Here is a 23,123-nt window from a genome sequence, read left to right as displayed (position 1 = left end):
ACCCTGCTGCCCGGTAGCTTTTGCTTACCGGGCTTTTTGCTTTTTATTCCCTTTTATTTTTATAAATCTGGAGACACCTATGTCTGTCGCAGAAAAAGATGCTTTACTTAAATCCAGCCGCCCTGCCCTGAAGCTGGTTAAAACCAAGGAACTCAGCCGCGATGACTGGTTGACTATACGCAAACAAGGCATAGGCAGTAGCGATGCCGGTACCGCAGTCGGCCTGAATCCCTATCAGTCACCTCTGGAACTGTGGATGATCAAGACTGGCCGGGATGCGGGTTTGCCTAAAATTGACCCCAATGATGAAACCAGTCCCACCTATTGGGGAAGTTTGCTGGAACCCATAGTCGCAGCACATTACACCCGCCGCACGGGCAACCGGGTGAGGAAGATCAATGCGGTACTACAGCATCCTGATCCCGATAAATTCTGGATGCTGGCAAATATTGACCGGGAAGTGACTGGCGCACCAGATGTGCAAATACTGGAATGCAAGACTGCCGGGGAATTTGGAGTCCGGTTGTGGCGTGAGGGGGTGCCGGAATACATAATCTGCCAGGTACAGCATCAGCTTGCCGTGACAGGCAAAACCGCTGCCGATGTCTGCGTGCTGGTATGTGGGCAGGAAATCAGGATATACCGGATTACCCGTGATGATGAGTTGATTGCCCGACTGATCGCACTGGAAAGACAGTTCTGGTATTACGTGGAAACGGATACACCGCCACCGGCAGACGGCTCAGAATCTGCCGATATCGCTTTGCGCTGCCTGTATCCGCATGATTCTGGCAATCATCTCGATTTCACCAATGATACGGAAATGTCAGCCATCTTTGCTGATCTGGTCAATCTGCGGACGGATATAGCGAACCGGGAAGAACTGGCCGCTTTGCTTGCACAGCAAATCCAGCAGCGCATGGAGAATGCGAGTACGGCGAGTTTTGAAACTGGTCGTGTCAGTTGGAAGCGTTCGAAAGACAGTGGACGTCTTGATGTTGAGAAGCTGCTGCTGGATCAACCGGATTTGCTTGAGCGTTATCCGCTGCTCAGACCGGGTAGCCGACGATTCTTGCTGGCTCCTGAAACTGGTGACTGAGCAATCCGGATGTTGGCGAATTTTCCCTTTACTGCCAGTTTAATCAAGCTGCATTTTCCCCTTCCGCAAGTTCATACAGCCTGCCCCTGATTACCAGAGGACAGGCTTTCTTTTTTTATTTCAAGGAATCATGATGATCAAAGGTCTCGCTATCACGCCTCCCATATTGGGCCGCATTTCCATAGGAAGCATTGTTGAAACGAATGGCAAGCGTCTGCCAGTCAAGGAAGATTTTTTACTATCACTTCACAGGTACAGGGGCGAAATGGATGGGTAGATCATCCACTGAATGAAGAATTGCGGAAAAAGGCAGGAGGAACAGACAAGCTACGCTCTATACCAGTACGGGTACTGTTCAGTGAACCCGACCTGAACTTGCGGGCCGAGTACAGTATGTTTGACCGGCAGACTGGCCGACCACTATGTGTGGGGAACGGGGAAACGTGCAGACGCTATACCAAATCAGGACTTCAAAGCCTTCCCTGCCCTTCGCCGGATGGTTGTGAACTGGCGAGGGGTGGTGCCTGCAAACCTTATGGCCGTCTGAATGTGCAGATCGGGGATGAGGATGAACTGGGGTCGTTCATCTTCAGGACAACCGGGTTTAACAGCATCCGCACCCTGGCAGCACGTCTTAGCTATTACCAGGCGGTGTCTGGCAACTTGCTGGCATGCCTGCCGCTGGAACTGCGGCTTAGGGGGAAAAGCACGACGATGAGCCATCGTTCTCCTATTTATTACGTGGATTTAACGGTGCGGGAAGGCATGTCGCTGGAGGCAGCCATTGCCACAGCAAGGGAAACGGATCAAAGGCGCAGGGATAGCGGGTATGACCAGGTGGCGTTGGATACTGCCGCAGCGCTCGGGTTTGCGAAAGGGGCGTTTGAGGAAAGTGAAGAAGAAGCTCAGGGCATCGTAGAGGAATTCTATCCTGAGCAGAATCGTCCTGAAGCAACCGCTTCACAAGAAATATCCCCCTCTGAAAAACAGCTTCCTGCACTGGTCAGGCCCAAACCCAGCCTGGTCGATAAGTTGGACAAAAAACTCAGTCTGCAAAATCCGACCTCGTTACAGAAATCTTCCTGATTGTTTTGTAGGGATTTACTCCCGGCAAATCTCTCCCCCCATTTTTTTCAATCCTTTTTGCTACATTACCAAATTAGCAATGAGTCTCTACAAATTTACTATTCTCAGGAGCATATGCAATGACTGACATAACCATGACGGATTTTACTATTGAGGATGATACGGCGCAGTTCTTCGCACCGGTCTCTTCAGATCTGATTGACAGCCTGTTGGGGCAATATGACAGCACGCGTCAGCGTATTATCAACATCGCGGCCATGATCGACGGTGAACTATCGGCAGCTATGGAGTATTTTCTGGATGGAAACGGCGATGAGCACAATCGCTTCAAACCCAGCGTTCAGAAGCTGTTCAATCCGGCTGGTGCGATTGCTGCCTTGAATGCAGCCTATTGGTCAAAAACGCTGGCGATGACGGATGTGCTAAACGTCATGCCACAAAAACGTCGTGATGAATGGAACAAAACCATCAGCGATATGACCGCACCTGATTTTACCGAAGAAGCAGTCCGCCCTACCATCAGTGACTTGCTTGCATCTCGCCACAAATTCTTTGCTGAACGAGTAGACGGGATATTCCGTGGACTGTCAGGCGAGCACGTCACGAATTCGCCTGCAGGTTTCAATAAACGCATGATTATTGGCTATGTCACCAGTGAGTGGAGTACCGATACCAGCAGGGCCGGGCTGATCAATGACCTGCGTGCGGTGATTGCCAAGTTCATGGGCAGGGATGAGCCTAAGTGGAATGCAACATCAGGAATTGTGAGCATGGCCCGACAGCGTCATGGTGAATGGGTGACGTTGGACGGTGGTGCGCTGCGGATACGCTGCTATCTGAAGGGTACGGCGCATCTGGAAGTCCATCCGGACATGGCATGGCGCTTGAACCAGGTCCTGCATTCTATCTACCCTATGGCGATTCCGGCGCAGTTTCGCAAGAAACCAGCCAAACAGGAGAAGAACTATCAATTGATTAACCGGCCATTACCATTCGCCGTTCTTGACGTGTTGGCTTGCTTGCGGGGTAGTCGGCATAACTCGCTTGAGTTTCAGTTTGACTATCAGCACTGTGTTTCTTCACCAGCCAAGGTGGAGGCAATCAGGGTATTGCAATATCTTGGTGGCGTCATTAATAAAAAGGGGAATGTCGAATTTGACTATAAGCCGAATGTGGTGCTCAATGAAATGATTGCCAGCGGCTGCCTGCCAGACAAGACAACCTACCAGTATTTCCCGACGCCAGAAGCCATTGCAGAAGACGCAGCTGGGGAACTGGATATTGCCGATGATGACATCTGCCTGGAGCCAAGTGCGGGGCTGGGTAACTTAGCCAGGTACCTGCCAAAGGCGCGAACCCGCTGTGTTGAGATCAGTCAGTTGCACGCAAAAATACTGAACGAGAAAGGGTTCGACACTTTGGAAATGGATTTCCTTGAATATGCGAAGACAACGGCTCAGCGGTTTGACAAGGTGTTGATGAATCCACCGTTTTCTGATGGACGGGCGTCGTCACATCTAGAGGCGGCGGCAAGCCTAGTCAGATCGCAGGGATGTATTGTGGCGATATTGCCTTTATCCATGAGAGGGAAAGACTTGTTGCCGGGTTGGGAGTTGGAATGGGTGCGGACTTATGACAATGAGTTTGCAGGTACCAGCGTTTCTGTTGTGATGTTGAAAGCCACTAAGGTATAGGAAAATTCAACTGCCTTAAAGTGTCAATTCCGAGGCAAATGCAGCAATCAACGACCGCCATTCTCTTCGAACTTCAGTTCTCTATTCTGGCCGCAACATATCCCAAACTTCCAGACCAACAGCAGCAGCCAATTTTTCCATATTGTCGATAGAAATGTTTCGCTCGCCTCGTTCAACCTGACCGATGTAAGTGCGATGAAGCCCTGCTTTTTCAGCAAGCAATTCTTGCGATAACTGCAAATTTTCGCGAGCAAGCCGAAGCCTCAAGCCAAAACGTACCTTGGCAAGTTGTCTAATTAGCGGTTTTGTATCTTTGGTCATCACTGACCGAAGATTGCTTTTTAGATGACTTTGAGTCTACAGAGTTTGAGTAGCATATGTTATTATTTTGGCTCGAATTACTGATGACTTCACAATGCTGTTTATAAATTGACGCGCTAAATCGGTTTCTAATCAAATGCGTTTTAGGCCCATCTTCCGAAGTTCAATATTCTCCAAGAAAGACCTTATGACTATAGACATACTGAAAATAGCTTCAAATGACTTAAACAGCACAAAAATCGATTCACTTATAGCTTCCAGACAATCTTTCCAAATCGTCGCGGTCTCAGATATAAGCGCAGTAGTTACTGAAATTGAGGGGCGCATCGCTTTAGCAGACTTGACTTGCAGAATTTTTACCGAATATCGAAAGGCGGCAATTGCCGGATCATTTTTTGGTCCAACTGCACTTCTTGGCGCAGCGGCAGCTATCGGCATCGCTGCACACAATCTGGCAACAATCAATCCTGACTATGAAATCGGTAAGAACAAAATCGCTGGCACTGTAACCGTGACCTATAAAAAATAAGCTCTTCGCACTTTAACTGTTAACAAGACTAATCCCGTCAACGCCTTTAGCAGCTTTAGTGAAATTCAAATATACAAACAGGAGAAACAATGAACAAGCAATTCAAATGCAGCTGCGTACTGCTGAGCTCAGCCATTCTGCTGGCTGGTTGCGGCAAGACGCTGGACTATCGCAATGCTGAAATTTCAAACGGAAAAATTTATTCGCAAGGTGACAATACTCCGTTTAATGGGAAGATCACGAACCTGCAATACAACAAGATGCCCACCCAAGGACTGGCGCAGTTTGCAAAGGTTTTCAGTGCGGCAAGCCAGACAAACACCTTAGAGTCTTTCCTATTGAAAGCATCAGTAGGTGTGTTATTCGATCGCGGTGGAAACCATTTACTTTGCGACGTAAAGATAGATCAAGGCCTATTGGATGGTGATGCGATATGCAAAGCCACCGGTTCAGAAAAGGTACTTCTGATTATTCCGTACAAGAAAAATATAATCGACGGAAAGTTCGTTTTCAATTCTCCAGACAAGGAAAACTCTCTGCTTGCCGAAGCGAATTTTAAAGATGGAAAGTTAAATGGCCAATCTTTGATCAATAGCCCCGAAACCGGAAAGACTATAAATAAGGCCAGTTGGGAAGATGGTCTTGCCAACGGCCTGGAAGAAGGTTTTGATAAAAATACGGGGAACCTCATATTTTCAGGGCATCTCGTGAAAGGTCAATATGATGGGGAATTACTCAGCTATACCAGCAACGGTAAGACACTGATTCAAAAGACGAACTACGCAAACGGAAAGCTACATGGTGCGCTTGAAAAATATGACCCAGCTACCGGCAAGCTAATCGAAAAAACCATCTGGAAAGACGGTGTAGTTGAAGCAACACCTTCTAGGCCAGCCACAGCATCAAGCACTGCATCAAACAATTGTGTCGATCTGTGGATTGCTGCGCATAAAAAGGTAGTCGGTGAAGACACACCCATTGCGAGTGACCAAATCAGCGAGTGGGAACTCTGGTGCAAGGAAGGGAAAGTTCCACAGTAGTCCCAAAGCTGCCATTGCACTTGCTGTTTGGCAGCTATTTTTATTAGAAGCTTCGTATGGGTAAAATTTTATTTGTCGGCATATGTTGACATCCGTGTAGGCACGTTTCGTTTGAACAACGAGTGGCGCTTCAATCGCCTTTTGAAACTACGATGTCAACACGCCCTAATATGCGGCAAAATACATTTCCTGCGCAGTCTGCAAGTTTTTGTTTTGAATCAAATCAAAAAACCCACGTTCAATATCAACTGCCCTGTAGTTGCCACCAAAATACTGATTGCTAATCGAAATGCACTCCTGACACCACGAGTAGTAACATAAACTATTATTTTTCGTGATTGCTATTGTTGTCGTTGATTTCAGCCGACTTAACGCATTACTCTGTTTAGAGTCGCTTAGCCTGGAAGTCAGTAAATCGAGAACGCAGTAATTAACCGGATCCAAGAACGCTATAATTTTTGAGATAAATGATATTCCAGAAAACTGAGGCATTTTAAGTTTGGCAATGTCTTGTAGCGAAGGGACTTTTCCGCAAGATACCAGAGTTTGAAATTTTTGTAGCTGAACCGCAGTTATTCTATTTTTGAATTGCATCGCCCGGTGCACTTGGTAGCCAGCATTAGCATTACCCCAAAAGACCACATTGGCTAAGCCATTTTCGATATCTTGCAAATTATCTGAGATGAGCAAATTTTTGATGTACTTTTCAACATCTGAGATGCTGGCGACAAGCACTTCAGTATTTTTTGAGAAATCAAAATAAACGGGAGGAAAACTGTATCCATCTATGGATGTTCGCAGATCACATATCTGTTTAGTTGTTAGCGACACTATATTTTTCCTTTCCACAACTCTTCTATCTTACTTTCAGAGCTTATCAAATGTGAAGTTATCCAGACACGCATTTCAAATTTAAATTTCACTTTTTACCTCACTCAATATCTAGAATATTAAAAATAACCAATCACCTTTTAATCAATCGGTTGATGCAGATTGCAGGCAAAAATCAGAACCCGCCTGGCATCAACCGATTGGTATAAATGCTCATCAGTAATGGTAATTAAACCTCTACCCAGAAATCAACATGTTAGCAAGTCTGAGTCTCAGCGCTCAACTTTGCATCGACCAGTCGCTTAAGCTCTGACGCTTTCTTCTGAGCGCAGCGGCAATGTTTCCGTACTGCGCTGACTGTTAAAGGTAACAGCCCCGCCCTGACCGCCTTTACCAGTTCTTCCACTTGATTATTCAATTCAGGACGTGACTCAGTATCGTCAGCCTTACCGACTTCCTCCAAATCTAAGACCGCCGTGACCAACTGAGTCACAGGAGGAGTCACAGGAAGGGGCACAGTTAAGTCACGGGACTGGAGTCCCATGTACCAGCACAAGCATGCCAAGCCTTCTAAGATTACTGAAAAAAGAAAACTTTTGACCAGCCCCATCTGCATAGCAGTCACGCCAAACCACTTTGCCAGTTGCATCATTACCGGGTCGTCACGAACCCGGTCCTGAAGTTCAATTTGACGGTCTTGCTGACGATGCCAACGCCTGACATCATCTGCCTCCGCTTCCAGTACATCCAATGTAGCCTGCAAACTGGTAAGTTTAGCCCGTAGAGTGACGCAGCCGTTACCACAACGAATCTGCGATTTAATTGCAAGCTCAGTTTTGATCTTGGACTGATCAGATACAATAGCCGTCAAGTTTCGGACAGGTTCTGCTTTTGATAACGACTGATCAACAAGAGCCACTCGACGTATGCCTGCCTGCTGTTGTGACAACAAGAAAAAACTCGCGTGGTTAAAAGCTACATACGTCATGCAAAACAACCACAGCACAATAGCAACCACCCTGACGTTGATCGACGCCTTTTGGCATAACGATAACAACAAATGTGCGCCTAACACCGACAGAACGCCAAATCCCATCAAGATCACCTTTCCTACCGGCGACTCACCCAGTTGCCAGCCTGCGACCGCCAACAGCGAAAGGGAAATGGACGTGGCTAACAACGCCAGCAGCTTGCAAACGATCTGTGTGGGACGTTTTAAATTTCCATCTTCACCATTATTCATATTAAATTCACTCTCAATATTTTTTGTATAGTTGGATATGAGCGGAAATAACCACGCCCATACCCGGCAAATGCTAATCTCTGTAAACCTATGATTTAAAAAGAAAAGGACAAAAACAGATATGGAGATTCGCTGTTAAAGACGCTGGTTTTCATGACCAGCGACGCCCTTTGTGCGCGGACGACCGCCTGGCAACTTATGTTGGCGGTGTACAAAACCACAGCCAAAAAGGCGACAACCAGAATAGGGGATTACCTGGACAAGCTGGTTGGTCTTACAGAAATACTGCATTGTGTATCGCAGCTTTTCACGCTTGGCAGAATCCCAATAATTGACCTCACCCATTGCCCAATCATCACCATACTTTTTTTCATTAAGGTTGCAGTTTTCAAAATAACCACGACCTTGCGTTATTGAATCGGCCCAATACTGTCCGATCTCCTGCGCCAGAAATTGATGTTTCTGAACTTTGGCACCATTAAAAAACAGCATCACGTGCAAGTGATAACCTGCCACATGTCCGCATTCGATACTCCAGACATAACCGACCAGTTCTTTAAATAATGATGGTTTGCCTTTTACATTTGTGAAAAAGCGTTTGCGGTCTTTCTGCACTTCTTCAAACGCCACACGCCCTTCAATCTTGCTGGGTGTTGAAGTATTTTCACCGGCAAAAAAAGTTGCCAGGTCTTGCGCCTTGTGACACACCTGCTCTCTCATGATTTCATCAATTTCTTCAGGCGTGAAGGTCGCCTTGTGATAATTAAAGTCCAACCGCACAACCATAAGGCGGCTAAAGCGCTGGAATAATTCAGCTTCAAATTTGACCAGGCTTTTCATATATTTTTTTTGGACTTACTTTCCCAATCAGCGACATATTTTTTCAATTTGACCGTCAATGCATTTTTTCGCATAGTTGTGACAAAATTATCGAACAGGGTAATATCTTCAGAATAATAGCCAGTGCGGGGAAAGTCATGATTCTTAATAGGGTGCTTCCGATATTCCTCAAAAAAGAATGCCAGTAATGGTGAGAATTTTTCTTCACTCGAGAAAAGTTCGGCGTAATGATGAATTCGATTCATGTGTCGTCCCAAAGACGATACTGTCTTCTTTTGCCCACCTGCCACAGTCCTGAAAACAGTGAAAAATAAATCAGAACCGTAAATAACTTTCGTCATAAAAGTCATTAACATTTGAATACCCTCTAGAGCTGACGAGAGCAGGTAGGTTTTGTTGTCTTTACCTTTTAGCCTGTAATGGGTGAAGTTCAAAGTCATTTTATAATCCTTAATTTTTTATACTGCTTATCTATAATCTATAGATATAGGAAAGCATTCAATATTTCTTATTGGTATTTTGATATATGTATTTTGAATGCATATATCTTACTAATAACCAAAACCCGCCTTTCAATAAAACCAATGGGAACTCATGCCATTTTTTGATTGCAGTCCCCGATCTTCTGAAGAAATTCTCAAGAAGTTAATATGCGAAGTTGTTCCGGTTTTTAGTGCCAGGACATATCAGCTCACCGATACGCAGTGTGCGTACCAGCAAGCGATATTGGAGATTATCGGTTTTGATAAATTTGGAAGCCGCTCAATTCCAGCCAAGGGATATTGCGTTCTATGACCACGCGAACTACCCCCACATTACACAAGACTGCAAGCGCTTTATTAAAACGTACAGGAGTAATTCCCAAGTTCAATGAGCGTGAGCGCGCCTCACTTTGACGCAGTTTCATGACACCTGTCGTCCTGTGATATTGGCGGAAAGCATACTCAAGATCTGACGCATCTACTTCTGCCTGCGTCAGCTTAGGTGGGGTGTACATCATCTGAGCGAATGCCTCGACATACCACTCACCCAGCGTTGCGGCACGCTGCAAAGTCTCCAATGAAATTTCGCCTACAGCCCCATGTTCAAATACATGAAAAGCACCGGCAAGCCGCAGAACACGCTCAGCATGACGTGAAATATATTCTGAAATATAAAACCATGGCGAGCCCTGACCTGAATTCCTGCGCGCCTCATCCACAATACTCATCAAGAATCGTGCAGCAGCATCACTTAAGGGTAAGGCTGGTCGTTCTTTAATGTTATTGTCTATGTGCAGAATGGTCGCATCAAGCAATTCACGAATCTTTGTTACATAGCCGTTTTTCACTTCTGTGGAAAGCGATCGCTGATGGGTTGCCCCACCTGACACAACACCACTGGCTTGAGCAACAAAAAAGCGATTGATCATGCCGACACCACCCTTGCTTGCGCCCAGAAGCATTTTTGTTGTTTCAAACACTTCTGGTTGCTCCAACAAGAGCATAGAAAAACGTTGGCCAAAAAGTGCAACACGGCCAGTGGAAGCACGAGAATTGCGTATAGGCGAGCCATCAAGCAATTTGACTAACGTCGATCCATTCCTTAGCAAGCCCTTGATCTGTCCTGCTTCATCAGTGAACAGACCTGCCACTGGCCATCCATGCAAGCTCTGGATAATTGCCTCTCGTGTGGCATCCTCTATAAAAAAGTCTAAGTGCCTGTCAGCGTCACTTTCAGCATGACGGTCCATCAGATATTGCTCTATAGGCCCACTTAAAATTTTGAATATCACAGTTTTTCCACTACCGGATGGCGCTACCAGAAGTCCGTTGGCACCAATTGGCGAGGTAAGACCGTTTGGCCACAGTACATCGGCAATACCTTGGGTCAGCAGAGAAACCATCGCCATCAATTGTGTGCCAACCATTTCAGCGTCAACACTACCAACTGTAAGACAGCGCATAATTTCACACAGCAACCCTGGAAAGATATGCGATGGATAACGGGGGATTGTAAGCGTATGATTTTGCATAATTACGCCTCCACTTTTTGTGTAGCACGAGGGCGCGATTCAAGCCATGAATCGACTTCTGCCTCGATCCAGCCTACGGCTTTACCACCCAAACGAATTGGTTTTGGGAAAGACTCGTCAAAATATTTGCTGTTCGTGTCAAGCTTGTTGTAGACGCTACTTGCCGATAATTCGAGCTTCTTCTTCAGCTTAGGTAGGCGCAAAACAGTATTTGAAGTTACATAATTGTTCGTCATCGAAGATTCCTTTCGTATCAAATTTTTTTCGACAACGAAAGATACCTCTACGGAAGTAACGAAAAAAGTACCGTTTACTAGCAAACAGTGTATGAAATTTCAGTAAATGCAAGGATTCGTCAGTTTGCTTTTCCGCAAACATTGACCTCTTTCGGATGCACTTCTGCTTCGACTAAGAGCCAAGTACGCCGGCTTTACGAGTAAACACAGTAAATAGAAGCGAACAAAAATCACGTGACCTTTGCAAACGGCCATATAGACAGGCCCTATAAAATTTAGGGCACGCGAAGTTCAATAGAAATTTTATGAATTATTAAAATTACAAAATTCATTAGCGATCTGGCTGACGTTTTACGGCGATATGAAAGCAAACATCAGGGAAGAATGTGCTGAGAATGTCAGCCCTTAGAAACTTGAGTGACAGGAAGAAGAGAGGCGTAATTAGAACGTCACATCGAATAGTTGAATTTGATCTGACAACTGCCAGCTATAGGAGATGAATAACTGTCGGATCAAGTTGCGCTCAATTCACTTTGGCGGGAAACAACTCATTGGCATCAGGCATATTTTTAAGCCATTCATGCAGCGTTTTTTCGATTTGTTTTTCACTTAAAGGTTTTACGTCTGCGCTTTTTTCTGCGGAAAAATCTAAAACCTGCTGCTTGATTGTTTGAACAGCATGATTCCTTGAGCGCCATCCCTTAGTCGCGGGCTTAAGTGCCCGGGTCAAACGGTAGGCTTCTTGCACCAATGGTTCAAATTTCTTGGCACGGGCATCAGCTCCCGATTTTGCGGTTTCTTTACGAGTCTCAACTTTTGTTTTGTGGTAAGCGCTGTCAATACCTCTGCTAGCTAAAGCTACGCCACACCAATATCTCGAATCAACCATATAAGACCACGCATAATTGAGCTTATCAGCCCTATGAGCCTCTATCGCTCGCACCAAATATGCACACGACACTACCATTGGTCCCATGGGGTGTTTAGCTATTTTTTCGCGATCATCGGAAGAAAGTAACGTACAGAGAATTTCATATGGGTCCTCAAGTTCTGGATTATCAGTGACCCAGACTTTGTCCAATATCTCTATCTTAAAGTTTTCGAAGCTTTTCCCTGGGTTAAGTTCGGAAAAATAATCGGACAAGTTCTTCAGGGTTAATTCCAAAAATTTTTCGAAAGTCAATTCGTTACGTGAAAACCTCAACACTTTGTTCATAAAAAACACTCAAATAACAAGACTAGCCGATGTGGGATAAATTAGATACTAAGTCCAGTCTAAGGACAGGAAATAATCGAGACACTGAGTACAATTGTATCAACAAAGATCAAGGGAAGTGGGAGAAATAAAGCACCACAGCCCTCCAGCTAAAATATGACTTTTCGAAGCTAGAGGTAAGAATGAGCGATACGAAGCCATTCCAACCAAGACCAATTGAATCCAAGATGTAATGGCATACTGAGTGGCATACCAAGAATTGCAGATAAATAAAAAGCCCTTGAAAATCAAGGGCTTAATAAAAATATTTGGCGGAAGCTGTGAGATTCGAACTCACGAAGGCTTTAACACCTCGCCAGTTTTCAAGACTGGTTAATTTTAAGGCTCGGATGCTTCGCAGAGCCTTAAAAATCAATGACTTATGTAAAGCCTAGCTATGCAAAACTAACCCAAAGCCTAATCTAAGCCTAAATCTAAGGAAACAACATGGCAACGATTAGAAAACAGTCTGACAAATGGCAAGCCCGTATTCAACGCAAAGGCGTTCCCACGATTACAAAAACATTCACCAGTAAAACGGATGCGGTAAGGTGGGCAAAACAAACTGAAACAGATATTGAGCGAGGCGTGTTTGTCTCTCAGTCAGTTATTGAAAAAATCAGCTTAGGCGAAGCCTTAACACGGTATCGCACAGAAATTACTCCTCAAAAGAAAGGCGTGAAACAAGAAGGCTACACCATAGGTATCTTAATGCGCTCTCCCCTTGCGGAAAAATCGCTTTCGAGCATTCGCAGCATTGACATAGCCAGATACAGGGATGACCGAAGAAAGGAAGTAGCAGCCAATACCGTCAAAAACGAATTAAACACGCTATCAGCAGTTTTTGAAGCCTGCCGGATGGAATGGAGCATTGAAGTTCAAAACCCTGTCAAGGGGCTTAAACGCCCTGCTGCTCCTGCTGGTAGAGATCGTCGGCTATATGATGGGGAACAAGAGTTACTTCTTGCTGCTTGCAGACAATCGAAAGCATGGTACTTATCATGCATCGTTATCCTAGCTATTGAAACAGGAATGCGCCTCGGTGAGCTATCAAAACTTAAAAGAGGTGACATTGATTATGTCAATCGCGTTGCCCATCTGTACGACACAAAGAACTCTACAGATAGAGATGTGCCACTCTCAACAAGAGCAATTAAAGCCCTTCAATTACTGCCCCAAAAGTTCAATTCAGATGCTGCTTTCCCTGTCAACGCAGACAGCATCAAACAAGCTTACCGTGCTGCTGTAGTCCGTGCAAGGTTGACATACGAAAGCGATTGCTTAGAAGCAGGCAAGCCACTTGCAGCTATTGAGCAAGACCCCATGCTTCGCAATCTCAGGTTTCATGATTTAAGGCATGAGGCTGTATCACGCTTCTTTGAGCTAGGATTTAACCCTATGGAGGTAGCGACAATCAGCGGTCACAAAACATTAGCCATGCTCAAACGATATACACATTTAAAGGCGGCAAACTTGGCAATGAGACTGGGGTAAACTCAGCAGACAAAGAGAGGTATTCTTATATCTCTTATTTTTGGAAAGCCCTTATTGTCTAACACAACCTGAGTAGTATGCTGATTTTTGCAGAAACTTTACAATCTCAGCTTTGTAAGTATAGCCAGTAAGGGTTTCCAAGCAATTCACTCTCAAAACAAGGTACTCTGACCCCAATTATTTGAACTATAACGCCACTTTTTGGAAAACGAAGTAGATACTCCCAATAACACTAGCCTATAAAACTGATCGACCAGATATCTCCAGGTGCAGAGACATCAAATTGCTAATGAGAAATGAAAAGAAGAGCCACTTTACCGATGACTCTTCTTTTACTTACCTACCTAGGTTTTTTAGGTGGCGGTGGGGATTGTAAACGTATGCGCTGCTTCTCAGTCTCACGAGGATGCTGCTTTGCATATTCAGCCGTTACAAATTCCCCGTCAACCGAACTACGGTAAACGGTTCTTACTACGGGTTTTACTGATTTAGACATGATGTCTATACCTTTATAAAGCCACATACTCCTACCAGTCGTAAAATTATTTGTAACAAGGGTTGTGATACTTCCCTAATTCTTTATAATCTTATGGTTGTGAAGACCAAACCAGTAGTTTCTGTGTTTGTTAAAATTACAGCATTGTCGAGATGCTGTCGTTTGTGCCGCCCCTCTAGCAATGGATTGGGCGGTGCGCGTATTATAATGCTGATTTTTTAATCAGTGCTAGCCTTTTTTAATCTTTTTTTGCTGCTGGTACACTTCTGTGGCAAATAGATCAAATTCCCACCACCGTACATCATCCACCTTCCATTACTATTTGCGCGCTTTCTGCTCCCCTTTCGAGCATGACTAGCCCGTAAGCAATACAGCCTCTAGCGCTCTTGCATCCCTCTTTGGTCGGATGGTCTATTAAGGCATACCCATACAACTCCATCCATTAGTAAACCAGTCGCAGTTAATACACCAGAATTAATAGACTTTGCTTAATAGACCAGTCATAATAGACCCCATGGACAAACAAGGGGCAAACATGACAACCAACACACGTATTTACCTGAGAGCCAGCACAGACCAGCAAAATGCATCTAGGGCAGAAGCATCCCTGCTTGAGTTCGCTAACTTGCACAAGCTCAACGTAGTACACACATTCATAGAGAATGAATCCGGTGCATCCTTAGAACGCCCCGAACTCTTCAAGCTCATAGCTGCCAGCAAACAAGGCGATATCCTGCTATGTGAATCTACAGACCGCCTGACACGTCTATCTAATGAAGCATGGGACACTCTCAAGCAATCAATCAATGAGAAGGGTATCCGTCTGGTTATGCTCGACCTCCCCACCTCACACATAAACCTAAGTAATGCAGGCGATGACGTGACCACTGCCATCATGAAGGCAATTAACAGCATGATTATAGATATCATGGCAGCTATGGCACGCAAGGACTATATGCAGAGGCGTGAACGTGCCGCACAAGGAATGGCAAAGGCAAGAGCAGAAGGCAAGCTGACAGGTCGCAAGGTTAATACTGTAACCAATGACAAAGTAATCAAGCTCTTGAAGGCTGGCACTCATTCATGGAGTGAGATAGTTGATCTATGTGGGGTATCACGTGCTCAGGTTGCAAAGCTGGCTAAGGTAGTGAAAGCTGAAGCCTGATATATCATCAGAGTCAGGATATTTTAAAATTATGGCTCTTTTGAAACAGGCTGCACGGCCTACGGTTAAGCACCATACTTACCTCAAACCATTTTCAGACCAAAAACCCCTATTAGCCTCACTGTTTGAGTCCTACTATTTTTGGGTATCAAATTCCTGGCTGTCAGCATTTCCCCAATGAGCTAAAAAATTTTTATTAATTTTTCAGTTTCAAAGTGTCGCTACAAGGCTACAGATTTAACAGGCGAAAAACATATAGATTGGGGAAGATAGCCCTTAGCTATTCACAACTTTTCTAATGCCTCTTTCAAAGCAGCCATTACGGCGCTCGCTTCAATGTCTCCAGATACATGAAACTCTATGCCGCCATCTATATTTTTTGATACGGGTAAAGAGGAGCTGCCTTTGTCATCTATAGTAATACGAATTGCTACGCCTCCATTTTGACCTTTTTCTATACTGCTGAACATCTGAACATTTACAGTGCCAAGCGTGAAGGATTTAGCTACTTCACCTAGCAAGTAGGTACTGGAATGAGCCTTGATATCATGTTGAAAATCAGACGTTTCACCATGTGTGTACTCATCTCTGTGCAATATTCTTGGTGTGTCCATACAATTCTTTCTGAGTTAGCGACTAGGGAGCCGTATCAGTGTATTTTATAGACAAATAGTGACATTTAATAAAAAGTATGATTATTTTCCTAAAATCAACTTTCCTAAGCTCAACTAATATCAAAGGCACATTTAAAGAATGGAATTAAATTAAACTTTGCTAAGATTTCCCCTTAGTAAATTGCATTAAATTCATCTAATTTATCAATTCTGGAGTCGTGGTAGCATAAAATTTATTTGACTAAGGAAAAAGTATGACCGAAATTCCACCTAAGCCATTTTATGTTCAGACATCGAAAGGCAACTCAATGTTTCTTGCTTTCGTCGGCTATCCAAACAAGCGTCCAGCAATCATTATTACTCATCTAGTGCGCTTAGATCATGGAAGCCAAGTCGAGTTTTCAATACCTCTAGAGCAACTTGCATTGAATCAAGGCGACATGAATTTAATGTACCAGCAGTACATGGACGCAGCTATTAAACAATTTCAAAATTCAAGTTGGGCTAACAAACTGGCAAATGAATTTGAACAGCATCAAAAATTAACACATCAGAGCCAGTTTGATGCAATTTGAGAGCTTTACTCATTTTCTTCCAAATAGCAAAAATAAACCCTGACAACTGAGCAATCAAATGCCCATCTACTTCTTAAAAGATACGGTAAGAAAAAAAATTAAAATCGGGCGCTCAAAAAATGTACAGCAACGTATTCGAGATTTACAAACAGGTAATCCCAGCCCTCTTCAACTCATGGGCTGGATGAATGTAAATGACGAGGTAAAAGTAGAGCGCAGACTTCATCAGACATACCAAGATTGGTGCGAACTAGGTGAGTGGTTTAACATTGATTCATGCGAAGTGCTAACCGAACTCAAGCGAGAAAATGGATTTGTTGGCACGCCTAAGAATTCGTATGAAATTGTTGGATATGACAATGACGCAATACCTGAATATTTAGGTGTATGCGAATGGCAAGACTTTGAGATTTACGAATGCTGTCCATACTGCGCCTGCCTCTGCGGAATGCACGAACAAGGAGACACAGGCATGTATCACTGCATAAATTGTGGTGAATTCAGGCATATTGAGTCACTGAGTGAATAACATGATGATTCTGAATATAGGAGCAAAAAATGGCTTTTAGTGATGATAGCGGCGGCTTTGCGTTTGTTTGTAATGACGGAAAATTCATGTTGAATGCAAGCACGTGGAATACACGTCTTTCACAGCTAGGGACTGCCAAAGGCGCTCTTTACATCATGACCAACCTCTTACCAAATCCAGATTACATAGCAAAAATTATCTCAAAGAGAGCGGAGAATATTTTTATTATTGCGAATGAAGCGGCAAGACAGAATGCTTTGCAAATTAAAAGAGCATTCCCAAAAGTAAGAATAGTGCTGCATCCGAAAATGAATGCGAAGCTGGTATTGCTTGCACCGGAAACAGTTTGGGTTGCAACTTCTGATTTTGGGAAAACAGACATGGTAGAGACTGCAATTGGCTTGCATTCTGCCACTGTCTTTAATCGTGCCCTTGAAACTCTTTTCAACATTGAGTGGGCAAAATCTATTGAAATTCAGTAGTATGAATGAAGTCCAAGGCTACCGATTCACAATCAGCACGTAATGAATGTAATTCGTTTTCATGTGGCTGATGACTAGCTATTCAAACGTTTGCGTCATCCCAATTCGATTTACATATTGCAGCACCCTCCCCCCAAAAAAAAGGAGCAATTAACAATGGTCGATCTTGCGACACTCAAGGCACAAAGCAAAAATAACTTTAAAAAAAGATCAATCAAGTGGACTTCAGATTTAGATCTGAATATTATCAATCAAATGTACGATTACGCTCTGGTCGCAAAGGAAAATTTACTCAAAGAACTTGGCGAAACATCAGCGAAAATTGAGGTCGATGACTCACTTACGGATTGGCAAAAACAAGATATCAATGAATCATATGCTGATGAATACTATGCCAGTGAGCAAACTGTATTTTTAATAGGAGAAATGCAAATAATCGCTATGTATAAAACCGCTGAAATAGCGATAAAACGGATGCTCAAAATAAGTGATTTATTTACCGATGAAGAGATAGGCAAGATGTATGTTCATCCCATTCTCAAGTCTAAATTAAAAAGTAAAGCATCAATAGACATTGAAATTCTCACTGGATATAAAGCATTGGATGAGTTACGCTTGATAAACAATTGCCTTAAACATAGTGGTCGAGTGGACGACGATCTTTCTGTTTTCCCCAAATGGACATTAGATGCTCAAATATCAGATTGCTCAAACCACTATGATCGTTTAAAAGACGACGTAAAGGCGTTTGTCGAGGCGCTTGGTAGAGAATTAGTTGCCAAGATATAGGAATACATACCTAGCAACCACTGCCAGCACTAACATTAACTAACCGTTACGCTGGCAGGATTTGCAAATACTTTTGATTGCACTGCACAGCAAGACATCTTGTGTCCGACAAAGACACAAAAACAGAGTTGCCTATAAGCACCTAAGGTAATGATAAAGGTAGCACCATGCGTAAGCGGATTTTGTGCAAAGAGAGAGAGAGCGAAAGCGAAGAGGCGATAGCCGATACCTATAAATACCTATAAATACTTATAGTTTCTTTTTTTTCTTTCTTTCTGGCGTAAGCCAGATGGACGGAGCATAAAATATCTATAAATACCTATAGGTCTCTTCTTTTATTTATTCTTTATTTCTTGATTTATTTCTTCTTTATTTATTCATTATTTGTTAGTACGGAAGATTTGACCGATCACATTGGACAAAATGACCGATCACTTACGGAAGATTTGACCGATCACATTGGACAAAATGACCGATCACTTACGGAAGATTTGACCGATCACATTGGACAAAATGACCGATCACTTACGGAAGATTTGACCGATCACATTGGACAAAATGACCGATCACTTACGGAAGATTTGACCGATCACATTGGACAAAATGACCGATCACTTACGGAAGATTTGACCGATCACATTGGACAAAATGACCGATCACTTACGGAAGATTTGACCGATCACATTGGACAAAATGACCGATCACTTACGGAAGATTTGACCGATCACATTGGACAAAATGACCGATCACTTACGGAAGATTTGACCGATCACATTGGACAAAATGACCGATCACTTACGGAAGATTTGACCGATCACTTCCCATTTGAATTAATCAAATGGCGACCCTCCTTCTCTCAATTCCCAGTCTTCCTTGCCCTCAAATTTCTTACCTGACTGTAGAGGGTTTCTATTTCGTGGTTTTATGTCGTCTTCCTCGTCATCCCAGCCATCCCAAGTAAAAGACTCCGCAACACTAGGTTGTTTATCAAGCTTCACATCAATAGTCGCCCACGATGCGCCCACTACATGACCATCATCAGGCACATCTAGATAAACATGACCCATTTCTGCATCTACAGCCTTAGCTGTTGGTGCTGCGTTCCCCTTCAGCAAACCCGAAGTATTGCGCACCGTCTTAGCTGGCTTCTCAGCATTCAATACTGGGACAGCACCAGAAATAATCAACGCCGTATTTATTGTGTAGTCGTTACTCTTTGTATTGCCTTTCTGCTGCTTGCTTATCAGACTATAGCTCACCAATTCACCGATTCCGCGCCTAACGGTTCTGTCAGAGGTATTAGTCATTGACAATATCGTTTCAATTGATGGATTACACTGCATTGTGTCGTGATTCCAATGCGAGGCCAAAATAACTAAAACCAGTTTTGCACTATCACTTATCGGCAGCACTGTACTTTTGATTATCTTCTGCACCAGTTCATAACTCGTTAATGGTTTGTTGCCCGTTGCTGCTCTTGATGCTATTCTCTCTTCTCTCATTTGTAATACCTTTCGTTGTATGTGTGCTTGCCTCCTCTAAGACAATCACACGAATTTAAAAAATAGAAAATAACCGCCCCTTCATCGTTCAAATGGTCGAGCGATTTTCTTTTCCTGGCCTAAGGAATTTCCCCCAAATTTGGGGAAAATTAAAGCCTGCATTTCCTCTGCAAATCCAGCAATAAAAATACTTCACTTATCACGCTTACGCCCCTTGGCAGGCAGTTGACGCTATGCTCTTCAGTGATATAATTCCTTTAGTTTGTCATGCTTCCTCTGTTAGGTTTGTCTCCTAGCATCAGCAATCAGTCCATGCTAATTACTGCACTCTGATTGCTCCTCTTTCTCTCCTCGTTTGTCTCCTCAAGCAAGCGTTTTGCAGACCACAACAGGTATGCAGCAATATCATCACAATTTCCGCGATTACAGGTTTCACTCCCTGTATTCATTTCCTCTGGTGACGTTGCTCCCTGTTGTGGGGTATGCAAACAATAAATGCCCCTACAGGTAATTCTGTTAAGGGGCTTTTTTGTATCTGGAGGAGAACGAAAAATTTCCCTCTCCTCATCTAGGGCGCGCTAAATTTTTAGTCACGCCTTTTTACTCACAGACTTCTAAAACCTGCCTATTCTGTGCAGCTTCGTATCTGCCTCTTAAAAACTCTACTACGTCAAATAATGGCTTAGGCTCTGGTTTCGGTGCTGGTACTTTGTAGGCGATCAATGCTTCATAGGCTGCTTTGCTAATCCTAGTCTTCCACTTCTCTGCAAGCTCCTTTGCTCTTGCTTCTTTCACAGATGCATACTTTGCTGAAGCTTCCGCAATGGTTGGAAATGTGCCGTAATAGATATTCTTACCATCAATACTTTGTTTCACTCGAAAGCCTTTACCATTGACATGCACCCCAGCAGGTAATTTCCCTCTACTTTGCTCTACTAAAAAACCGTTTATCTCGGTAGGAATAAAACACACTGTGTCAGGCGAATAAGCTTTGCTTCCCATCAGGTCTTTGTCGGGGCTATAACCCTTGCGGTAGCCCTTCTGCTTATTAGCCCATGTAACGAACTTCTGGAAGCCATCCATCTCCTGCATCCATTCCACAAACATCTTCACATCAGAATATGCTTTCTGCTTGATAAACCTGCCCCAGCCTTTGTGACAACGCCCAATCATAGCGCTATACATTCTGTAGCCTTGCGTATGGCACTTAACGCCATCAATTGTGACTGATGTAAGCCACCTACCATCCTGCCCACGAACATCTTTAATCAAGTTCTTTTGGCCTTTAATAAAGATATACTTGCTCTTTTTTGTTGCTGCGTTCTTTTTTGTCTTCACTCTGTTTTTCCTCTTATTTAATACTGCCAAAATTGGCTACAATCAGGCCAGCAGACCATCTGCCAGCCCCTCAAGTAAGGAAGGCATAGAAAAGCCGTTATAGCCCCGCTATGCCTTCTACTTGTTTTCTGGTGCATATCTATACCCCAGTGCAAAAATCGCCTTACAAGCTGCTTAATTTGCTCTAGCAGCTATCCTTGCTTTTAATGCTTCTTGCTCCTGGAGTGCAGCCATAGCAAGGTCGTCTGCGATGCGTTGCAAGCGTTCTTTCTCTGCTGCTTCTTCTGCCTCACGTTGCTCTTTCGCCGCTTTGCAACGCGCCTCCCATGCCCTACCCTCTGCATCAACGTCCACAACGTAACCTTTTTTATGCAACTCAATGGCGTATGCTCCAGCGCCTAAATCAACTAATGAGGCAAGCATAGGTGTGTACTTTCGACTCATCCAGTGTCCAAGCTCTGAAACAAAATTCTCAATTGAGAGTGCATGAATTTTTGCCACATCGGGCGAACTTTCCAGATACGTTTGATGGGCTTGCTGTCTAACTGTCTCTGCATTTACTACCGCTTCGAGGCTACTCATACTTTTCTTATGAGCCTCATACCGCTGTACGGCCTTCTCATCCCCAGTTAGTTCTTTTGGCTTGTTTGTTTCTTTTTCTGCCGCCTCTTTAACCATGCGGTCGTTATCAATAGCTTTATAGTATTTGGCGTTAGCCCTACGCAGTACAGCAAGCTCGCTAGGCAATATAAATTTGCTAGAGTCAGGATTAAATAAATGATGTTGCTCTCCTATGGAGTTAGTGAATGTTTGAACATAGATAGCGCCGTTAATTGGTGCTACTGCTTTTGATGCGTCATTTGTGAATTGCTCTGTGTTTGTCATAGTGTTTCCCTTAATTGTGTAAATAAACTGCTTCATTGAACGTCTTGTAAACTTTTGCTTGCTTTAGCTTTTCATCCCCTGCGATGACATACTTATTTAGTAGCAGCACCTCAGCTATGATGCTCAGGGCAAAATAATTTCTGCCCTCAACGGTGGGAAAATCTTTGCAAGCTTGGTCTGATACTTCCTTGACCGTCATACCTGCCTTATATTCAAAGCCGCTGCTATCAAGCCATTTGTCTAATTCTGTACGAATAGCAGCCCTTGGTTTCATAGGTGCAGTCATTGAAGCCACCATCTTTTAGCAGTCAAGATGTCTGCATCCGCTTGAGTTAGCTCTCCTGCTCTAAGCATCGCTTCCTTGGCCTTGTTTACAATTGCCTTAGGCCAGTCCTCTGGGTTCTGCAATTTCGTATGCACTGTATTTACAGAATCCCCCGTCCATGCCTTACCAAATGGGGTTCTTATTCCCAGTTCGTTAAGATAGACAGCCGTATTTTTCTGTGTATGGCCTGTTTTCTTGCAATGAAGCAGGGCTTGCATCAGCCCTGTAGGTACATTTTTCATATATTCCTTTGCGTTAATAATTAATCAAACGACCAAAAGAAAAAACCACAGGCTTTTCATCGCGGTGTGGTTTTGTATGTTGAATAGCTGGCCTCATGCATGGGCATGTGCTGGCTGGATGTTATGTCGGCTATGTCATAGGCATTTCAATATACAAATTACTTTCGTTGGTCGAGTAGGCAGAACATCTCTGCACATGCCCCAAGTTTACAACCAAAGTGCTATATGTCTAGTACCTAGGATAGTGGCTTTAAAAATATATTTCTCTTTTTTGCACACTTTTGGGCAGCGTATTTGCACAAATAATAGGCACAGAGAATAAGAAAAATTAGGTTGTTTCACTCTACAGCCAAGCTAAAACAGATGCTTTATTTAATGACGTAAATGCATATCAGGCTTATCTAAGCAGAGAATTTTTACGCTCAAAGATAGGCCAATTTGCTAGCCTGACCCACTCCTTAAAAAGAGGAGCGTCACTCTAATTACCGTAGCCCAAGAA

Annotated in this window: 24 protein-coding genes, 1 tRNA gene and 1 pseudogene; 11 read left to right on the top strand and 15 right to left on the bottom strand. The window is 43.7% G+C overall.

What is annotated here, in order from left to right; genetic code table 11:
- Positions 1 to 79: 79 nt before the first annotated feature.
- The 3 genes and pseudogenes from UNDYM_RS11475 to UNDYM_RS11465 all read left to right on the top strand — a co-directional run bounded on the left by UNDYM_RS11475 (position 80) and on the right by UNDYM_RS11465 (position 3,879).
- Complete coding sequence (locus UNDYM_RS11475) at positions 80 to 1,099, top strand: YqaJ viral recombinase family protein (protein WP_162041145.1); 1,020 nt, start codon at positions 80 to 82, stop codon at positions 1,097 to 1,099.
- Between the two features lie 133 nt (positions 1,100 to 1,232).
- Positions 1,233 to 2,185 (top strand): annotated as a pseudogene (locus UNDYM_RS11470) (hydrolase or metal-binding protein).
- Positions 2,186 to 2,304: 119 nt separating this feature from the next.
- A complete protein-coding gene (locus UNDYM_RS11465; RefSeq protein WP_162041144.1) occupies positions 2,305 to 3,879 on the top strand; it encodes a DUF4942 domain-containing protein in 1,575 nt (524 codons plus the stop codon).
- Between the two features lie 81 nt (positions 3,880 to 3,960).
- On the opposite strand, the gene UNDYM_RS11460 is transcribed toward UNDYM_RS11465, so the two are convergent.
- Positions 3,961 to 4,200 (bottom strand): helix-turn-helix domain-containing protein, encoded by a 240-nt coding sequence (locus tag UNDYM_RS11460; protein WP_162041143.1) that lies wholly within the window; start codon positions 4,198 to 4,200, stop codon positions 3,961 to 3,963.
- 187 nt (positions 4,201 to 4,387) lie between these two features.
- On the opposite strand from UNDYM_RS11460, the gene UNDYM_RS11455 reads away from it, so the two are divergent.
- Both UNDYM_RS11455 and UNDYM_RS11450 read left to right on the top strand, forming a co-directional pair.
- Positions 4,388 to 4,729, top strand: coding sequence for a hypothetical protein (locus tag UNDYM_RS11455; RefSeq protein WP_162041142.1), 342 nt, complete (start codon positions 4,388 to 4,390; stop codon positions 4,727 to 4,729).
- 89 nt (positions 4,730 to 4,818) lie between these two features.
- Positions 4,819 to 5,769: a toxin-antitoxin system YwqK family antitoxin gene (locus tag UNDYM_RS11450; protein ID WP_162041141.1), complete on the top strand. Its 951-nt coding sequence runs from the start codon at positions 4,819 to 4,821 to the stop codon at positions 5,767 to 5,769.
- A 165-nt stretch (positions 5,770 to 5,934) separates the two neighbouring features.
- On the opposite strand, the gene UNDYM_RS11445 is transcribed toward UNDYM_RS11450, so the two are convergent.
- The 8 genes from UNDYM_RS11445 to UNDYM_RS11410 all read right to left on the bottom strand — a co-directional run bounded on the left by UNDYM_RS11445 (position 5,935) and on the right by UNDYM_RS11410 (position 12,600).
- Positions 5,935 to 6,600, bottom strand: coding sequence for a hypothetical protein (locus tag UNDYM_RS11445; protein WP_162041140.1), 666 nt, complete (start codon positions 6,598 to 6,600; stop codon positions 5,935 to 5,937).
- A gap of 256 nt (positions 6,601 to 6,856) precedes the next feature.
- Positions 6,857 to 7,843 (bottom strand): hypothetical protein, encoded by a 987-nt coding sequence (locus tag UNDYM_RS11440; RefSeq protein ID WP_162041139.1) that lies wholly within the window; start codon positions 7,841 to 7,843, stop codon positions 6,857 to 6,859.
- A 135-nt stretch (positions 7,844 to 7,978) separates the two neighbouring features.
- Positions 7,979 to 8,683, bottom strand: a complete 705-nt coding sequence (locus UNDYM_RS11435; RefSeq protein ID WP_162041138.1) for an inovirus-type Gp2 protein — start codon at positions 8,681 to 8,683, stop codon at positions 7,979 to 7,981.
- Positions 8,680 to 9,123 (bottom strand): hypothetical protein, encoded by a 444-nt coding sequence (locus UNDYM_RS11430; protein ID WP_162041137.1) that lies wholly within the window; start codon positions 9,121 to 9,123, stop codon positions 8,680 to 8,682. The genes UNDYM_RS11435 and UNDYM_RS11430 overlap by 4 nt, the downstream gene beginning before the upstream one ends.
- 293 nt (positions 9,124 to 9,416) lie before the next feature.
- Positions 9,417 to 10,697: a DUF3987 domain-containing protein gene (locus UNDYM_RS11425; RefSeq protein ID WP_162041136.1), complete on the bottom strand. Its 1,281-nt coding sequence runs from the start codon at positions 10,695 to 10,697 to the stop codon at positions 9,417 to 9,419.
- A gap of 2 nt (positions 10,698 to 10,699) precedes the next feature.
- Complete coding sequence (locus tag UNDYM_RS11420) at positions 10,700 to 10,933, bottom strand: AlpA family transcriptional regulator (RefSeq protein WP_162041135.1); 234 nt, start codon at positions 10,931 to 10,933, stop codon at positions 10,700 to 10,702.
- A 523-nt stretch (positions 10,934 to 11,456) separates the two neighbouring features.
- On the bottom strand, positions 11,457 to 12,149 hold the full coding sequence (locus tag UNDYM_RS11415) for a hypothetical protein (protein WP_162041134.1): 693 nt from the start codon (positions 12,147 to 12,149) through the stop codon (positions 11,457 to 11,459).
- A gap of 309 nt (positions 12,150 to 12,458) precedes the next feature.
- Positions 12,459 to 12,600 (bottom strand) — tRNA-OTHER (locus tag UNDYM_RS11410).
- Between the two features lie 35 nt (positions 12,601 to 12,635).
- Between UNDYM_RS11410 and UNDYM_RS11405 the strand changes: the two genes are divergently transcribed.
- Positions 12,636 to 13,682, top strand: a complete 1,047-nt coding sequence (locus tag UNDYM_RS11405) for a site-specific integrase (protein WP_162041133.1) — start codon at positions 12,636 to 12,638, stop codon at positions 13,680 to 13,682.
- Between the two features lie 1,010 nt (positions 13,683 to 14,692).
- Positions 14,693 to 15,343, top strand: a complete 651-nt coding sequence (locus UNDYM_RS11400) for a recombinase family protein (protein WP_197740997.1) — start codon at positions 14,693 to 14,695, stop codon at positions 15,341 to 15,343.
- A 284-nt stretch (positions 15,344 to 15,627) separates the two neighbouring features.
- Here UNDYM_RS11400 and UNDYM_RS11395 read toward each other — a convergent pair whose 3' ends face one another.
- Positions 15,628 to 15,957, bottom strand: a complete 330-nt coding sequence (locus UNDYM_RS11395; RefSeq protein ID WP_162041132.1) for a hypothetical protein — start codon at positions 15,955 to 15,957, stop codon at positions 15,628 to 15,630.
- 254 nt (positions 15,958 to 16,211) lie between these two features.
- On the opposite strand from UNDYM_RS11395, the gene UNDYM_RS11390 reads away from it, so the two are divergent.
- From UNDYM_RS11390 to UNDYM_RS11375, 4 genes are all read left to right on the top strand, one after another.
- On the top strand, positions 16,212 to 16,532 hold the full coding sequence (locus UNDYM_RS11390; RefSeq protein WP_162041131.1) for a hypothetical protein: 321 nt from the start codon (positions 16,212 to 16,214) through the stop codon (positions 16,530 to 16,532).
- Between the two features lie 58 nt (positions 16,533 to 16,590).
- Positions 16,591 to 17,061, top strand: a complete 471-nt coding sequence (locus UNDYM_RS11385) for a GIY-YIG nuclease family protein (RefSeq protein ID WP_162041130.1) — start codon at positions 16,591 to 16,593, stop codon at positions 17,059 to 17,061.
- A gap of 29 nt (positions 17,062 to 17,090) precedes the next feature.
- Entirely contained in the window at positions 17,091 to 17,543 is a 453-nt protein-coding gene (locus UNDYM_RS11380; protein ID WP_162041129.1) for a hypothetical protein, read from the top strand.
- Between the two features lie 156 nt (positions 17,544 to 17,699).
- Positions 17,700 to 18,332: a hypothetical protein gene (locus tag UNDYM_RS11375; protein WP_162041128.1), complete on the top strand. Its 633-nt coding sequence runs from the start codon at positions 17,700 to 17,702 to the stop codon at positions 18,330 to 18,332.
- 830 nt (positions 18,333 to 19,162) lie between these two features.
- Here UNDYM_RS11375 and UNDYM_RS11370 read toward each other — a convergent pair.
- From UNDYM_RS11370 to UNDYM_RS11350, 5 genes are all read right to left on the bottom strand, one after another.
- The gene (locus UNDYM_RS11370; RefSeq protein WP_162041127.1) at positions 19,163 to 19,834 is read right to left on the bottom strand and encodes a helix-turn-helix domain-containing protein; all 672 of its coding nucleotides are present in this window, start codon (positions 19,832 to 19,834) and stop codon (positions 19,163 to 19,165) included.
- Positions 19,835 to 20,434: 600 nt separating this feature from the next.
- Positions 20,435 to 21,172, bottom strand: a complete 738-nt coding sequence (locus UNDYM_RS11365; protein ID WP_162041126.1) for a hypothetical protein — start codon at positions 21,170 to 21,172, stop codon at positions 20,435 to 20,437.
- 174 nt (positions 21,173 to 21,346) lie between these two features.
- Positions 21,347 to 22,057 carry a hypothetical protein gene (locus tag UNDYM_RS11360; protein ID WP_162041125.1) on the bottom strand — a complete coding sequence of 237 codons (711 nt, stop codon included), beginning with the start codon at positions 22,055 to 22,057 and terminating at the stop codon, positions 21,347 to 21,349.
- A 10-nt stretch (positions 22,058 to 22,067) separates the two neighbouring features.
- Complete coding sequence (locus UNDYM_RS11355; RefSeq protein ID WP_162041124.1) at positions 22,068 to 22,343, bottom strand: hypothetical protein; 276 nt, start codon at positions 22,341 to 22,343, stop codon at positions 22,068 to 22,070.
- Positions 22,340 to 22,624, bottom strand: coding sequence for a recombinase family protein (locus tag UNDYM_RS11350; RefSeq protein WP_162041123.1), 285 nt, complete (start codon positions 22,622 to 22,624; stop codon positions 22,340 to 22,342). Before UNDYM_RS11350 ends, UNDYM_RS11355 begins: the two co-directional genes overlap by 4 nt.
- Positions 22,625 to 23,123: the final 499 nt, after the last annotated feature.

It is taken from the genome of Undibacterium sp. YM2 (assembly GCF_009937975.1).
Lineage (GTDB): Bacteria > Pseudomonadota > Gammaproteobacteria > Burkholderiales > Burkholderiaceae_D > Undibacterium.
The sequence above is the reverse complement of the archived record's forward strand: the minus strand, read 5'-3'. Positions and strand labels throughout refer to the sequence as shown.

Excerpts from the sequence above, each read along its gene's own strand:
- UNDYM_RS11350 (WP_162041123.1), bottom strand. The coding sequence starts at position 22,624 with ATGAAAAATGTACCTACAGGGCTGATGCAAGCCCTGCTTCATTGCAAG.
- UNDYM_RS11395 (WP_162041132.1), bottom strand. The coding sequence starts at position 15,957 with ATGGACACACCAAGAATATTGCACAGAGATGAGTACACACATGGTGAA.
- UNDYM_RS11425 (WP_162041136.1), bottom strand. The coding sequence starts at position 10,697 with ATGCAAAATCATACGCTTACAATCCCCCGTTATCCATCGCATATCTTT.
- UNDYM_RS11400 (WP_197740997.1), top strand. The coding sequence starts at position 14,693 with ATGGACAAACAAGGGGCAAACATGACAACCAACACACGTATTTACCTG.
- UNDYM_RS11435 (WP_162041138.1), bottom strand. The coding sequence starts at position 8,683 with ATGAAAAGCCTGGTCAAATTTGAAGCTGAATTATTCCAGCGCTTTAGC.
- UNDYM_RS11385 (WP_162041130.1), top strand. The coding sequence starts at position 16,591 with ATGCCCATCTACTTCTTAAAAGATACGGTAAGAAAAAAAATTAAAATC.
- UNDYM_RS11475 (WP_162041145.1), top strand. The coding sequence starts at position 80 with ATGTCTGTCGCAGAAAAAGATGCTTTACTTAAATCCAGCCGCCCTGCC.
- UNDYM_RS11440 (WP_162041139.1), bottom strand. The coding sequence starts at position 7,843 with ATGAATAATGGTGAAGATGGAAATTTAAAACGTCCCACACAGATCGTT.
- UNDYM_RS11405 (WP_162041133.1), top strand. The coding sequence starts at position 12,636 with ATGGCAACGATTAGAAAACAGTCTGACAAATGGCAAGCCCGTATTCAA.
- UNDYM_RS11360 (WP_162041125.1), bottom strand. The coding sequence starts at position 22,057 with ATGACAAACACAGAGCAATTCACAAATGACGCATCAAAAGCAGTAGCA.
- UNDYM_RS11465 (WP_162041144.1), top strand. The coding sequence starts at position 2,305 with ATGACTGACATAACCATGACGGATTTTACTATTGAGGATGATACGGCG.
- UNDYM_RS11375 (WP_162041128.1), top strand. The coding sequence starts at position 17,700 with ATGGTCGATCTTGCGACACTCAAGGCACAAAGCAAAAATAACTTTAAA.
- UNDYM_RS11430 (WP_162041137.1), bottom strand. The coding sequence starts at position 9,123 with ATGACTTTGAACTTCACCCATTACAGGCTAAAAGGTAAAGACAACAAA.
- UNDYM_RS11380 (WP_162041129.1), top strand. The coding sequence starts at position 17,091 with ATGGCTTTTAGTGATGATAGCGGCGGCTTTGCGTTTGTTTGTAATGAC.
- UNDYM_RS11455 (WP_162041142.1), top strand. The coding sequence starts at position 4,388 with ATGACTATAGACATACTGAAAATAGCTTCAAATGACTTAAACAGCACA.
- UNDYM_RS11355 (WP_162041124.1), bottom strand. The coding sequence starts at position 22,343 with ATGACTGCACCTATGAAACCAAGGGCTGCTATTCGTACAGAATTAGAC.
- UNDYM_RS11370 (WP_162041127.1), bottom strand. The coding sequence starts at position 19,834 with ATGAGAGAAGAGAGAATAGCATCAAGAGCAGCAACGGGCAACAAACCA.
- UNDYM_RS11390 (WP_162041131.1), top strand. The coding sequence starts at position 16,212 with ATGACCGAAATTCCACCTAAGCCATTTTATGTTCAGACATCGAAAGGC.
- UNDYM_RS11460 (WP_162041143.1), bottom strand. The coding sequence starts at position 4,200 with ATGACCAAAGATACAAAACCGCTAATTAGACAACTTGCCAAGGTACGT.
- UNDYM_RS11420 (WP_162041135.1), bottom strand. The coding sequence starts at position 10,933 with ATGACGAACAATTATGTAACTTCAAATACTGTTTTGCGCCTACCTAAG.
- UNDYM_RS11450 (WP_162041141.1), top strand. The coding sequence starts at position 4,819 with ATGAACAAGCAATTCAAATGCAGCTGCGTACTGCTGAGCTCAGCCATT.
- UNDYM_RS11415 (WP_162041134.1), bottom strand. The coding sequence starts at position 12,149 with ATGAACAAAGTGTTGAGGTTTTCACGTAACGAATTGACTTTCGAAAAA.